The following is a 16798-nucleotide window of genomic DNA, read 5'->3' on the forward strand; positions in this document are numbered from 1 at the left end:
ATGATATCATTTAAAATACAGCTTTGACACCAAGGTTATAGAAACGAGTTTGCGGAGCTTTTCCGAAATTCAATTCCAAAATATCCTTATTTTTGCTTAACGTTAATAAATTGGAGCCACTCACGTAAATATTTACATCTTTAACAAATGAGCTGCCTAAAACGGATTTTGGCAAAGTATAAGTTAACTGCACTTTAGCTAAATCAAAACGATCTGTACTATATGTCCAAAAGTCAGACGTTCTAAAATTATTAGCTCCACTTAAGGTCGATAAACGTGGATAAGTTGCCGTGTTTTTAGTTTCTTCAGTCCAGCCATCAACCACAACGTTTGAATATTTCTTATCGCCGTAAACCCAGAAATAATCATTATCCTTAACCGCTATACCTCCCAAAGAGCCAGTCCCCAACACAAATAATGTAAAGTTTTTAAACTCGGCAGTTACATTTAAACCAAAATTAAATGGACTTCCCCAAGTTCCTAGTTTGATTTGATCCCGATTATCGATAACATTGTCTCCATTCTGATCAACATATTTGATATCACCGCCTCTTAGCTCACCACCAAAAGTTTGCTTTATTGTAGTATTTGCAGCTTCTTCATCGCTCATAAAAAAACCATCACTTTGTAAACCAAAAATAGCATCTGTAGGTTTTCCTATTTTGCTGCGATAATCCTCTATACCAAATTCTTCTTCAGTTTTCAACACTTTAGTTTTAACATAAGTACCTGCAGCGCCAATAGTCAAAGCAACTTCACCAAACTGTTTTCTGTAGTTAATTTCAAAATCAAACCCTTTATAATTATTTACACCATAATTAATAAATGGCACAAAAGAACCTGAAGGATAATAAGTTCGAAAATAACTTGGATATTGGCTATATGCTTGTTGAGGTAAACCATCTTTTTTGATAAAAAAAGCATTGGCCTTGAATGCCAACATTTTATTTAACATTAAGGCTTCCACCCCGAAACTTAATTCTTTTCTTTTAACATATCCAAGATCAAGATTTTCACCATGCGTAGGCGTAAAACCCTGATTTTTATATTTATCATCTCTCCAGGAAAAATAAGATGATCTTGAATAGATACCTTGATACATATAATACTCTTCGAAATTTAAATCCGTATTAACCTCTCCTGCAGTTGCACTTAATTTTAAACGATCGAAAATTCCACCTTTTAAAAAATCCTCATCACTAATAACCCATCCTAAACCAATAGTAGGTGAGAAAGCAGTACGCTTATCTTTTGGCAATTTTGTGGAGTTTACTAATGATCCACTAAAATCAACGTAATACTTATGGTCTAAATTATAGGATAATTGCAATCCTACATTAGCATTAGTATACGATTGGAATTCACCAAACTCACGTTTACGAGCTCCGGCAGCTAATAACACAACATCCAAATTATGCTTATCATTAAAAGTCTTTGTGTAATCAAAATGAATAAAGGATTCCATAACGTTATGATTCCATTGCTCGGACAAGTTTTGATTACCACTTCTAGTATCTTTACCATGCTTCGTTAAGCCAACTATAGAATCACCTTCTGTAAAATGTTGCCATTCAGCTTCGTAAACAGCATATCCATTATCAACAGATTGTTTATACTTATTTATATAGTCAATACTTACCTGTCCATGGAATGAAAGACCATCAATCACATTACGCAAGTCAATATCAACACCGCTGGTATATTGAAATCTACGATCAATATAATTTTTATAACCAGTCAGGTACTCATCACCGAATGCTGTTGTCCCAAATTCGGAATTACCTCCAGCCAGATAATTTCCATCAATCAAATACGAACTATTTTCCTCTAAAAGACTTAAAGCATCGTTAGCTGAAGACATGATCGAATTTATCGGAATAAGCGGCGAAAACTTATTCGGTTTTGCCGAAGCTGCCTTTTCCCAATAGTTACCGTTGCCAGACTTATCTGAATTATAAACAGTTGAAATATTCACGTAAGTCTTGATATAATCATTCAATTTCAAATCAATATTACCACGCACACTTAAACGAGAGTTCAGCGCATTTTGACTTTCTCCAAAATTCAACAAAGAATTATTGCTTTCATAAGCTCCAAAAAGATAAAATTGTGCAATATCATTTCCTCCTGAAAAATCTCCATTTACACTATATGTGTTATACATCTTTTTTAAATAATCAGATGAATAATAGTCCACATCAGGATAACGATCCGTATTAGTATGACCAGTGTAGTTCGCAATTTCTTCATCGCTATACAAAGCCGCTAATTTATCATTTTCACGCGCTTGGTTATAAAAAGTCATGTATTCGCCTGAATTTAAATATTCAGGATATGCTTTGGGCATATTAAGCCCTGCATTAACACGAACATTCATCTGCTTATCACCAGTTTTCCCGCGTTTGGTAGTTATCAGCACAACACCATTGGCCGCACGTGAACCATACAATACGATGGCATTAGCACCTTTTAAAAAAGAAATTTGCTCAATTTCTGTTGCAGTTATATCACGTATTTCACGTTGAACTCCATCAATTAGCACTAAATGGTCACCTAAATTCCAAAGATTAGCACCTCCAACAAAAGCTGCAGTTCCATCCAAAGGATAAGTACCATAATGTTTATCTAAGTATTCTGAAGGATTTAATACCGAGACACCATTAGGCATATCCTTTTCCTTAACAGAATTAAAAGTCCCATGTACTAAAGAATCATCATCGGATGCCACTACTTTTGCGGTATCTATTTGGGCATTTACGCCAAACAGAAAGCCGAAGAACAATCCGAATAAAACCATTCCTATTCTTATATGTTTCATCATTTTTTCCATTTATTTATTATTACCATCCTGGATTTTGCCCGAAAGACGGGTAAAGAGTTACATCAGAAACTTTCAATGGCAACCAATAATGTTTTTGTTCAAACACTCTGGTTAATACTACGCGTTCACGATAGTTAACAGGTTTACCGTCTGCTCCACGGTCAAATTCAACTGCTGTTTTTTCTTTATATTGCTGTTTCTCAGCCAACAACCAACGTCTCAAGTCTTGAAAGCGGAAATCTCCTTCAAATCCAAGTTCCATAGCTCGTTCACGAATAATTTCGTCCATAAACTTGCCCTTATTACCTGAATACCGAGCATCAATAATACCAGCACCAGCCCGTTCGCGTATTTTATTAAATGCACCTTCAGCAGTTAAGGTATAATTATTTGCACTGCTGCCAGCAGAACCGTATCCTTGCAATACAGCTTCAGCATACATCAAATAAACATCTGCTAAACGCATATATGAAAGATGCATGTAGTTTCCATTAAAACCATCAATTTCATTAATTCTCATTGGAGTTACTTTACTAAGCAAGTATCCAGATCTACCTGACTTGTTAATTTGACGACTCGCCCCACCAGTAAAAAGCTGTGCATATCTAAATTGTTCTTTGTCTGCAGGAGCTGAACCACTAATTACTTGATCTCCATCAATGATAATATCATGATAGAAACGAGGGTCTCGATTTGCCCACGGATCATTTGCATCGTATCCCGAATTAGGATCATCAATAGGTAAACCATTTGCCATACCATAATTTTCTACAAATCTGGCATTTGGACAAACTGCACCGCCACCTATATTTGCTTCTGTCCATAACGCACTTGGTCCCCAAGCGCAACCTTTAAACCACTCGCCATTTACTAAGCATTGAAAAATAGCCTCCCTGGTATCACCAATACCTCCTGGAATAGTAGAACGTCCGTCAGTATAAAACAAAGCACTATAATCACTAAAATTCAGCAGAGCTATATTCGTTTGACCAGCATCAACAATTTTAAGTAACTCACCAAACACATCAGCTGCTTTTTTACAGTATTCTACGTTAAAGGTTTTCGATCCTGTTGACTCATAATTCATTAATGGACTCCCGGCATATAAATAGTTTTTCCCTGCATATGCAAGTGCCATAATTTTAGTAATTCGTTGTTGGTTATTACCTTCTGTATCTTTACCTACAACAGTACCATCCCAATCAGTCGGTAATAATTCTGCGGCTCTCTCAAAATCTACGGCAGCCTTATCAGCACATTCCTGATAGCTTAGGCGAGGCAACTCTAATTTTTCAACTGACCCTAATGCTCTATCAAGATATGGCAATCCTCCCCAAAAACTCATGAGTTTAAAATGAAACCAAGCACGGAAAAACAATAATTGACCTTCAATTAAATCTCTTTCCTCTTGAGTAGCATCTACCATATTGTCCAGATTTTCAAGACCCAGATTTGCTTTTCGAATGGCATACCATGCATTTGGCCATAGCCCTTGTTCTCTTTGGCCTTTTCCAGTTACTACTTTACCTTTATCCAAGTAGGAAATCCAATTAGTATTGGTCCAAGCCCAATAATCTCCTTTATCAAAAGCAGTATTTAACCAAACTGCACTTTCTCTCTCAATTACCTCATCACCTAAGTTCCAGTCACATGACCAGTTTGCAGTAGTAATATCAGGAACAGCACAATATAATTCTTCAACAAAACCTTGAAAATTATAGAAATTAACAAAAGCATCTGTTTTAGATATTTCAGACTCAGGTGCTTTATCTAAATAATCCTCGCAAGAGGCCAGCCCAATAATCATTAAAAAGACCCAACCCTTCAATAATAAATTTATATATCTTTTCATCATATCCGTTTTATAATGTTATGTTAAGGCCTAAGTTGATGCGTTTCATTGTTGGATATGCACTATTACTATTGTTTCGCCCCTCTCGATCATCAGGCATATTAGTCCACATCCACAAGTTATTACCATTTATAAATACCCTTAACGAACCAATTCCTAATTTTGAGGTTACCGTTTTATTAAATTCATAAGCTACCTCAGCATTCTTTAGTCTTATATATGACCCATCATAAATATCAGTAGTTCCTCTGGAATAAACATGCGAACTCCATCTAGGCATAGCAAAATCAGCATTGGTATTTTCAGAAGTCCACCAACTACCTAATTCATAGGCCTTGTTGGTACGACCCCCGAAATTATTGAAATACACTGATCGATTTGTGTTATTTACACCATAAAATTGAGCCATGATACTAAAACCTTTCCACTCTAATCCTACAGTACCACTGTAAGTATTTTGTGGTCGATCAGGATATCCGTATGGTACACGATCAAAATCATCGATTATACCATCGCTGTTATAATCTACTAATTGATAATTACCCGGTAATTTTTCAGCATCGTAAGCATTCTCTACCGTGCTACCATACACTTCATCCCATGTATTGTAATAACCATCATTTATTATCGAACGCGTTTGTCCAATTTGTTTTCCCGCAGTCCTCTGATAATCATCAAGTAACAGCTCATCATCAGCAAAAATAACTTTATCTTTAGCATGAGACATGCTAAAATTACCCCAAACACGCATACCATTTTTCAGTACTTTGTTTAAGCGCACTTCAATCTCATACCCTTTAACATCAACTTCACCCAGATTACCATACGATGGTGTTCCTCCAAAATACGATGGTACAGCTCTATTTCCACCATCTAATAAAACATCAGTACGATGATCTTTAAACACATCCACACTACCTGCTACTAAACCATTAAAAAAAGCAAAATCAGCACCGACATTAGTTTTAGCTACTTTTTCCCAATGCATATCAGGATTACCAATCCTATCCTCTTTCCACCAAGTATATTGACTCGTGGAACCAGGACTGTTACCTAGGTTAGCATCGCCTCCATAGGCCCATTGTGTATCGTATAAGAAGCGCACCCACGTATTGTCACTACCAACTTCACCATATGAAGCACGAAGTTTCAACATATCTAAAAAGCCTACACCTTTCATAAAATTCTCTTCACTAAGCATCCAGCCTACTGCTCCCGAAGGGAAAAAAGCAAAACGATAGTCGGGTCCAAATTTTTCGGAACCATTATAGGCACCATTCAATTCAACAAAATATTTTGATGCATAATTATAAGTTGCTCTAAATACCCAGTCTTCACGGAAATGTTCAAATTCACTTCCTGTTGCATATTTATCACGACTAAACAGCCCCATCATTGTAACATCGTGTTTACCGAATTTTTTAGCATAATCCATTTGTAATTGATAAAACAACTTTCGATAATCTTCACTACCGCCCCACGAATTGGTATAAACCTCATCGCCACGTGTACTCCATATTGAAGGCATCCAATTAAATTGATTGGTTCCAAAATAGTTTGAATAATAAACCTCACCAGTGCTGGCATCCACCCATTTAGATTGAACTCCTCCACCATCATTCACACCTCCAACAGTTTTAAATTTATTATCAAAAGACAAAGTACCTTTAGCACTCAATCCCTTTAACAACATACTTAGATCTTGCTTCAAGGTAAAATCCGTTGTTATGGTTGCCGTTGTTTTTTTACGTATCCCGTTATTGGCTAGTATTGCAGCCGAATTAAATGCTTCTAAAGGTTCTGGTTGATAATAGCCCCATGAACCATCAGGATAATGAGGTAAATAACTATCAGGAGCTGAAGTATAAATAGCCTCCCAAACACGAAACTCCCAATCGTCTTGTCCATAAACATCTTGCTTAACGGCATAAGAACCGGCTAAATTAGCAGAGAAAACAGTGGTATTTGTTAAGTCAAAATCCAAATTACTGCGAACATTAATACGATCAAAACCATAGCCTGGTGAATAACTCTTATCATTATCAAAATGCTTCAATATATCTCCTTCCGACAAATAGTCTACTGAAGTAAAATACTTTACAGTCTTGGTACCACCGGAAGCGCTTACATTTGCTTTGTATGACATTGCAAAGTCTTTCACCAATTCATCTTCCCAGTCTACATTAACATATCTTTCACGTTCTGTCTGATCTCTTTGATTACGATACTTGTTGAGTATGCTTTGGGGAGTATAATCAGCCCATGAATCTGGATATAATGCTACCTCCCGTTCAATAATCTCGTTTCGAAGCTTTAAGGCATCATACGAATCGTATTTCTCAGGCAATTTAGAAGGTATTTTTACAGTGGCACTAAGATTAACACGAATTTCTGCTTTTCCTTCCTTTCCGCGTTTAGTAGTAATTAAAATAACACCATTAGCACCCTTTACACCAAATACAGCAGTGGCAGAAGCATCTTTCAGTACCGAAATACTTTCAACAGATGAAATATCGACACTACTCATTTGCCGCTCAATACCATCTACTAAAATTAGTGGACTACTTTCATTCCAGGTACTTTGACCCCGAATATATATAGTAGGATCTTCTTCTCCGGGAGTTCCACTGGAGGAAACCGTAATTACACCGGGTAAATTACCGGTTAATGCAGCCCCAACACTAGTTACTCCACCTGTTCTTTCCAGTGTTTCACCTTTTGTCTGAGATATAGATCCTACAACACTTTCTTTCTTTTGTTTACCGTAGCCAACAACCATTATTTCCGATAATACACTCACTTCAGGTACCAAAATCAAATTAAATTCTGCCTTTCCGGCAACATTGACTTCCTGTCTTTCCATTCCAATAAACGAAACAACGATAACTGGTGTTTCCTGCGGTATTTTTAATACAAAACAACCATTAAAATCGGAAATAGTTGCATAGTTTAAATTTCCTTTTACCATGATTGTTGCCCCAGCAATTGGTTCTTGCTCACATACTATTGTCCCCCTAATTTCTCTTAAATTTTGTGAGAACACATGAGTAGAACTAAAAACAAATACAACTAGAAGCAAAAAATACTTTTGTAGTTTAATCCTTAACATATTAAATAAGGATAAGTTTTGAATAAATAAATACATTGTACGTTCCATTACATAATCAGCTTAAATTCACTTAAGTATTCCAAATTCATTGAGGCAAATAAACCTTTGTTTATTCCTATATCATTATCAAACCTTAAACGCCTCCCTCGATTTAGGTATTCACTTAAAAAGCTGCAATACACATTTGGTTTTTCATAAACTTCTGTAATCATAATTTAATAAATTTAATAATTATTACAAATTGATATATTGGGGGTTTTATCGCTTACAATTCCTCATATCTTTCTTAATACATACAAATTAACACTTACACTCTGTCCTTATTTACAATAAGAACAGAGTGTGCGTTTTTTGTCTGCAAGCAGATTTCACAAACACTAATCCTTTCTCGAATAAAAACCTAAAACTATTTCTTCTTGAAGTAACTTTAAGATCTTTTGTGTTATAGCCGTTCGCCTCAATCGTTTCCGTGCTACTACCTATATATATAATTTAGTTTTTACACTCTTATCTATTCCAGTTTTACCAATAATCAGTAAATAATTCTCAGGCAAGCGCTCGAAGCAATTTTATAATTAAAGACATTCCTTTCTTCAAATTTTCGGATCTCTAGATTTGACAATGAAATTATTACAACGCATATTTGTGATAAGCTTATAATATGTTCGATTGTTTGGATCATAGTCAATTGCTGATGAAAAAAAAACTCACTCACACTTTGGTCTTTAAATTGTAATTGTTTTATGTTGCCCAACATAAAATGAAATTATTTCCAATTAACCATATCAGAACAATGAAACAGGGATATGAAAACCTTCCTGACAAAATTGGATGATAAAAACAATCATTTCTTGACATAGGATCATTCTTATAAAAGACATTATTCCTCTTATATAAGAAATAGTGGAAGTGAGCAACCAAACTATCTAATCTAAACACAGAGCAATTTCTATCTGATTTAGAAATACCAGTTGAAAAAGTTATAGATAAACCAGATAAGAGAACAACGTTGCAAATAAACATACAGAATCCCTTTTTCATCACTTTACATTTCTCCAAGTTCATTGAAATTAATTGTCTTTTGCACTAGACTAATAACTGTTAATAAATCAAAAATAAATACAATTAATATTAATGATTACTAATTCTGGATATGCAATTTTCAATTTCAGATATTCTTACAAAAAACAAACATATCATCGCTTAGGAATGCCGTCCTGAATCATCGGAATTGACAAATTAATAGCTATTCTGGGTTGTGCAGGCAGGAAATATTTGACTTTGTCGAAATACCAATCGGTAGGTAATTGTGTTTCATCGATGCGGTCACACACATCATTATTGCTTAAAAAAGGAATTATGAAGTCAAACAAAGCAGGAATCGTACTTCCTTAGGCTGTAACACAATTACTCTGAGTTTAAAATGATCCTTTCTAGCTTAGTATAATACCTAATTAAAATCAAAACCAGCTTTATAAAATCTTTCTTTCCAGCTATATCTTCATTAAAAAATATGCAGTTCAGGGTAACCCTACTCTCTTTTACTTTTTAGCCTTGATACAGCTGAAAATTATTTATTTTAAGATACTTTTGAAATCAAATTGGCACAAAAATTACTTTAACATAGACGTTTCAGATAACCATTTGCAGAACTTAAAGAAACTTTGTGGAAAATCACGATATAAGAAAATATTAACAAGCATATCCATATAAGTTTGTATACAATCTAAACCGAAGACGTTTGGGTGAATATATTTTTAAATCACCAATAAAATACGAATCAGAAAATCTGAGAAGGTGATTTTCCGTAATATTTCCTAAAAACAGTACTATAATATCCCACAGTAGCAAACCCGGATAACTCACTAATTTCCGTAATGGAATATTTTTTTGATTGCAATAATGTCAATGAATAATCAAGTCGAATGGATTTAATAAAATCTGTTGGTGATTGATTTGTAAGTGATTTTACTTTTTTATACAATAATGAAGGACTAACATTCATTTTAGATGCAAAATCATTCTTTGAGAAATTAGAATTACTTATATTTTCCCGAACAACCTCCACCATCTGCTTAACAAACTGCTCATTAAGCTGATTATCATATATTTGAACACACTCATCATTAAGATTAATAGTTTTCAAGGCCTTATCCCGCGCAACTTCACGATTTTGAATAATAGTTCTTATTTTCTGTTGAAGAAGAGTAACATCAAAAGGTTTTGTGATATAATCATCTGCCCCAAGTCCCAATCCCTTTAGCTGTTGAGCCTTATCAGATAAAGCTGTTAATAAAATAATTGGAATATGCGAAGTTTCATAGGTTGATTTAATTTTGCGGCATAACTCATAGCCATTCATGTTTGGCATCAGAATATCTGAGACAACTAAATCCGGAAACTCTTTCACAATAACTTTCCATGCCTGGTTTCCATCAGCAGCTAAAAATATTTGAAAACTGGAAGCTAATGCTAATTTCAAAAATTCCTGCAAATAATCATTATCCTCAACAATCAATACTTTCATTTTTGAATCAACAGATGGCTCGATAACATCAAGTAATTCTTTATTCAAATCTTTGCCTATATATTCTGGATTGATTAGTGTTTTATTGGATATTGATTTATTTTCATTAAACTTATCTGTTTCTACAATTGGCAGTACAACCTGAAAAGTAGATCCAATATTTTCCTGACTTGAACAAATAACTTTCCCTCCGTGCAGATCGACATAATTTTTCACTAATAATAAGCCAATACCGGAACCTATAACTTTAGAGTTTATGGCATTTTCGCCCCGATAAAACTCCTTAAATAATTGTTTTTGGGCAATTTTACTAATTCCTAATCCCCTATCTTTTACCTCTAATATCCATTTACTCTTTGTGCAATTCAGCTTAACCAATATAGGCGCGTTCTCAAAGGAGTATTTCACTGAATTGGAAATTAAGTTATCAACAACTTTTTCAATCATAACCTCGTCAAAAGCAGTAGTAAAAGTTGAAACATTTGATTCAAATTTTATTGCAATATTTTTTGATTTGGCATAAGACTCAAACATCATCACCCTATTCTCAACTACTTTTACAATATCAGACATTAATAAAAAAGGCTTTTCTTTCCTCACATCAACTTTCTGAAAATCCATTAATTGAGTAACTACTTTTAGTAAGCGATGCGTTTGGTCTGTTGCCAGAAAAAGATAATGTAATGCTTTAGCAGATAAGTCAGGTTCTTTGTTCAATTCTTCAATAGGTCCATTAATCAAGGTTAATGATGTTCTTATATCATGAGCAGTATTAGCAAAAAAATTAATTTTCTCTTCTGAGTGATTCTTTTTCAAACGATAAATGTAATATTTAAACATAAAAACTGAAAAACCCCCAATGACAATCAAAACCAGCAATTTAAACCACCATGTATTCCAGTACGGCGGAATAATTTTTAAGCTAATAAACCGCTCATCAATAATATCAGCCATAGAACTGTCGTACATCCTAACCCGAAGGGTATACTCCCCACTCTGAAGATTGGAGTAGGATAAGATACGATTATTGCCAGGCTTGCTCCAGTATTTATCTAAACCTTCAATCTTCCACGAAAATTTTGCACCGGATGATGTAACACCGATTGGAATCAATTCCAAACTAATTGTATTCTGATAATGTTTAAGAAACAGTTCCTGCAGACTATCTAAAGGAGATTCCAATTTAATGTCAGATGATTCCCGAACTGAACGGCCAGCAACGGTAAGCTCCTGATAAAATATCTTCCCATTATATTTTTGCAATGCTATTTGATCCGGATCAAAAATTAAGGCTCCTTTATTAGTTCCCCATATTAGCTTTCCAGAACTAAGTCTAAAATGTGAATTTTTATTATAAGACACATTATTTAAATTATGCAAAGAACTAAAAGTTACAACCGTATTATCTTTTTCATTCAATCTGCAAATTCCTTTTTCTGTTCCTATCCAAAAAAATCCATTTAAATATTCAATACTATTTACAAAATTTGTTGTCAAACCAGAATCGACAGAAATTTGCTCCCTCTCTTTTGTTAAAAGATTGTATTTAATGATCCCATCGCCACTGGTGCAAAGCCAAGCAACGTTATCCCTTAAAAAAATATCATAAACCAGATACCCCTCCACAAGACTCTCTGTACTTCCACTATTCTTATCAAACAAAATCAAACTATTGGTTGTACCTATCAATAATTTATCGGAATTAAATTCCCGCATTACATTAACTGTAATATTCTTAAATGAAACAAATCGGTCTTCATCTGATTTATAACATATTAAGGCACCTCGTACTCCTCCTATCCAAATATCCCCTGCACTATCTTTTAAAATATTAAATACAAAATTATTTGCAAATTCCACATTTGTTTCTTCTTGCGAATAATGTGCTAATTCCATTCCTGTTTTTGGATCAATTATATATACGCCTGAAGAATATGATCCAGCCCATATCCGCCCTTTCTCATCTTGACATAAGGAAAGAAATACCTGAGCATGTTCCTTATTATTATAATAGTACGTTTTCCATTGATTACTATTTACATTCAAATAACTGATTCCATTATTAGTGGCAAACCAAATATTTCCATCACGATCTTCAAAAACACTATTAACACAATCGTTAGCAAGAGAATTCGAATTATTGGCTACATGAATTATTTTTGTAACGTTTGAATTTTCCTGGTCATAATAAGACACTCCACCACTATAAGTACATACCCAAACCCGTTTATTCTTATCACAAAAAATATCATAAACTCCATTACCTTGTAATGAACTAGAATTGTCAACATCTTCCTTAAAAATGTTTATTACCTTGCCATTATCTCCGCTAATTTCCCATACACCTTGTCCGTCTATTCCAATTAACAAAGTTGATTCAGAATTACGTTCAATATCAAGTATTGGCTGATTTGGGATGCTATCTGTACCCAACAAATTGAAATGTCCATTTTCTTCTTTTAGATAAAACAATCCATCTGCCATAGTGCCGATCCACAGCCTATTTAAACCATGATCGTAATACAAAGAAGTAACAGCATAATTTGTCGGTTTCGCGAAAGAATAATATACTTCAGAGCTGAAATCAATTGTATTAAAAAGCTTTATTTTCCCATTTACCGAATATAAAAATTGTTTTGAATCATACCATACTAAGGATTGTACAGCTTCTACCGCACCAACTATTTTCAAACCAGATTCCTTATTGTAAAAATACAAACCGAAAGTAGATGCTAACCATAAATTACCAAAACTGTCAACCAGCATTTCATCAATTGAGATAAAATTATTACTTAATTGTTTTGATATGTTAATTACTAATTCAAATTCGTCCTTGACTTTATTATATTTAAAAATTTGTCCATTATTTGTATATGAGTATAGTCCGGCCTTTTCACAAACAAGGCTAACAGTTAGAATGTCAGCAGTTTCAAAAGGCAATTGATAGGTTCTGATATCATCATGAGAATACCTTACAATTCCCATTTTTGAAGAAATCCAAATAAAGCCATCATCGTCACTACAAGCCTTATTGGTTTCACGAAAAGATAAACCATATGTTTCATTCAAATTAAAAAACTGAACTTCATTTATACCAACGGCATTAAACACACCAAAGCTCAATTCATAAATAAAAAAAAATACAAATATCAATTTTCGTAATCTCATAATCTTTTCTTCCTCTTGTTATTGTTATCGCACATTATGAAAAACATTTATCGAACTCAATTACAACTGTTTATTGGTAATCATCAACATTTATCCAGCGCATAAAGGGCTAAATTATAAAATTTCAACTGCCATACAAAAAACTTGGGAATACTAATTCAAACATCACTTTTCATTCAAAAAAATATTTGACAACTAAATACACAGCTGATCCTCCCGGTAACAATTACCATCGAACAAACAAAAAGACTCACCACAAGCATTATCATTTCCTAAATTTCGCAATCAGATACCTGTAGAAAGATCAGCACATATATTATATTTCAACTACCAAAACCATATTGACCTGTTCAGAGAATTTTGGCAACTTTATAAAGTTTACTCCTTTCCTGATGGTTCAAATAAATAATCTGACATTAGAAATGCCCTAACAAGACATTAAGTTGTTTTTATATGAAGAAATTAACAACCACCACTAACTATATTCTTAGTGCGTATATTTATCACTTGTGCTATTCCAGCATGGTTTGCCGGTTTTATTAACCAATTGCAAAACAATAATACACTATTAGCATAATTACGATTTTTAATTTTAGATAATATTCTTCTAAAATTAAATATAACAGTTCGCTTGTGTCCGATTAATACCTGTTAATAAATTTACCTGTAAATTGGTATAAAAAAGGAGAGGGTACTTCCTCTAACTGTTTATCTCTCAAAGCTGTAATTTGATTTTGAGAAACACATTATAATATGGATCAAATCAATGAATTAAAATTTGCCGGACAGCCGATAATCAAACAGATTATCGATTTGCAAAAAGCTGACAACATACCATCACTAATAAAAAGACTAGGCAGTGACCTAATTATATCCATCCTATTTTAATTCTTTCCTGTTTTTTGTATTTTTCAATAATAACAACATCCTTTCGGCATAACGTTCACCTAACATTCGATATCCCTCAGCCGAAAAATGCAAATGATCCTTAACACCCGGACAACCTTCTGAAGAAATAATATATGAATTCGGAATCACCTCAGGAAGTGTGGCTATTATTGAATTCATACTTGCACACTTCCCTTCTTCGCCGGCACTAACCATTTCACCAGCAATCAGTGGAACTTTTTTAGGATTTAAATTCAGATCAGCTATCAAATTATCGTACACCAACTTTACTTTCTTTGTCCAAAGTGTATCGCCTGTATTTGATTCCCCCTGATGCAATAAAATGCCTTTTATTACACCTGTTTTTTGAGCTATTTTTGCCATTTCAACAAGACGCAAATACGGATTCCCGTCATAATCCTTAACCATATTTTTCAACCAATCAGGCGACGATTCGACATAGGTTTTATAATTATCTTTATCAAACAGTTCTATTTTACATCCCCCAACAGCCACATTGATTACACCAACCTTAATGTTCTCCGGAAGGTTTTCTAATAGAGTGCGCCCAAAATAATCTACAGGAGTTAAGCCTGTATGACAGCGGCATAGAGGTGGAATTGCTGTATACCAGTTACCTTTTCTTCTGTTTAATTCAGGACAGTCAACAGTTGCCAGTACTTGAAAACGCTCGTTGACATTAACAGTATCCTGAGGTTCGAATCGTGCGTTTCCCTCCATATTAGATTGTCCCAAACTAAGGAATACGTACATCTCTTCTTTTGGAGAAATTGTATTGCTAATATGGAAATAGTCAAAATCAACATAACCGTCAACCATTTTTGTGGCATAATTAAAAAGACCAAACCGATACCCCATAAAATGAGGCAGAGTGTAAGCCATTTTCAAGGAAACTCCTATTTTTTCCCAGTTTTCACCATCAAAACTGTAATAGAACTCAGCTAAATCCTTACGTTCTTTAAAATCGCACTCTGCTTTTAAATAAACTATTTCCTGCTCAAAGGGTAAACTTTCAATTTCAACTGGTTTATTTGTTTGAGCACTAACCATTACTAATTTCTTTACTCCATTTTCATTTTTTACTCCGACCAAGCCATATTTTTTTTGCAACAAGGCAAGACCTGCAAAATCACCATCTTTCATATTTGAAACATCCAACTTAGTTGATCCTGAACATTCAGGACCAAAGGTTCGTTGAGTCAAAGTATTTCTGGCCGTTAAAAATGAAGTGTCGATTCTACTGGTTATTAAACGCAAATAACCATCCCTATCCTTTACTGACCAAAAATTATCCACTTCATTATGATTCCATTGCCAAACTAATGGCAAATTCTCCTCATTTTTGGTTCTATTGAATTCATCTGATGCAACAATACCAGGAATTAAACCTCTTGATAGGGGTAACTGAAGTGTTTCAGGAACTTTGCCATCTACTCCGAGCACCGGCCATCCATTTTTCCACGTAACGGGTACCATATATGGTATACGACCTACAGCACCATTATCGCGGAACAAGTAGGCAAACCATTTTCTATCCGGAGTGTCAATTAGTCCACCTTGAGCCACACCTTTATCTTGCAATGCCACACGACCTTCGTAAGGTCCTGTAATCTTATCTGCCCGATGAACAATAACTGTTCTCATTCCTCCTTTGGGCCATGTAATATGAAACAAGTAATACTTGCCATCAATTTTGAATAATTGAGATCCTTCGGCTGGTAATCCTACATTGGTTCCTGCAGGTGCACTTGCATTTTCTATAATCACCTTTTCTGATCCCGGGATAATACCAGTTAATTTTTTATTCAATTCAACCATTTTAATATTGCCACTACCATAAATCATATATATGCGGTCATCATCGTCAAAAAACAGGGAATGGTCATGTAACGAAGGTTTGAAAGACATCTTCTTCCATGGCCCTTTTTCAATATTTTTTGTCGTATAAATATGTGTTTTACCCGTAGTACTAGAAAAAGTACTTACGTAATATTTTCCTTTATGATAACGAAGACAACTTGCCCATGAACCTTTTCCATAAGCATTTTTTCCATTATTTAATGATAGTGCATCGTTACTTTCCAACACATTATATGCATAGTTAACCAATTCCCAGTTTACAAGATCCGTAGATTTCATAATAGGAACTCCCGGGTTCATGTGCATGGTAGTACTGCTCATATAATAGGTATCACCCACTCGTACTATAGACATATCAGGCACGTCAGCATATATCACTGGATTATGTGCCAAATTTTCCTGAGCATAAAGGTGACTACACATTAAGATATATACAAAAAGGATACTACTGTATAAACGGATAAACTTCATTTTAAATTTTTTAATTAAAAAATATTCCACTCCTTATTGAAAATAAATAATTCACTTATCGATCTTTAAAACATTTATTAA

At 34.2% G+C, this 16798-nt stretch carries 5 protein-coding genes; all 5 read right to left on the reverse strand.

The annotated features are described in order from the left end of the window. Positions 1-10: 10 nt before the first annotated feature. A complete protein-coding gene (locus GQR60_RS11130; protein ID WP_225441390.1) occupies positions 11-2821 on the reverse strand; it encodes a SusC/RagA family TonB-linked outer membrane protein in 2811 nt (936 codons plus the stop codon). 19 nt (positions 2822-2840) lie between these two features. Then, a complete protein-coding gene (locus GQR60_RS11135; RefSeq protein ID WP_124992995.1) occupies positions 2841-4673 on the reverse strand; it encodes a RagB/SusD family nutrient uptake outer membrane protein in 1833 nt (610 codons plus the stop codon). 10 nt (positions 4674-4683) lie between these two features. Further along, positions 4684-7830 (reverse strand): SusC/RagA family TonB-linked outer membrane protein, encoded by a 3147-nt coding sequence (locus GQR60_RS11140; protein ID WP_124992996.1) that lies wholly within the window; start codon positions 7828-7830, stop codon positions 4684-4686. Positions 7831-9562: 1732 nt separating this feature from the next. After that, positions 9563-13477, reverse strand: coding sequence for a hybrid sensor histidine kinase/response regulator transcription factor (locus tag GQR60_RS11145; protein ID WP_124992997.1), 3915 nt, complete (start codon positions 13475-13477; stop codon positions 9563-9565). A gap of 879 nt (positions 13478-14356) precedes the next feature. After that, positions 14357-16717 (reverse strand): beta-xylosidase family glycoside hydrolase, encoded by a 2361-nt coding sequence (locus GQR60_RS11150; protein ID WP_124992998.1) that lies wholly within the window; start codon positions 16715-16717, stop codon positions 14357-14359. Positions 16718-16798 lie beyond the last annotated feature (81 nt).

This window comes from Labilibaculum euxinicum (assembly GCF_009795715.1).
GTDB classification, from domain to species: Bacteria; Bacteroidota; Bacteroidia; order Bacteroidales; family Marinifilaceae; genus Labilibaculum; species Labilibaculum euxinus.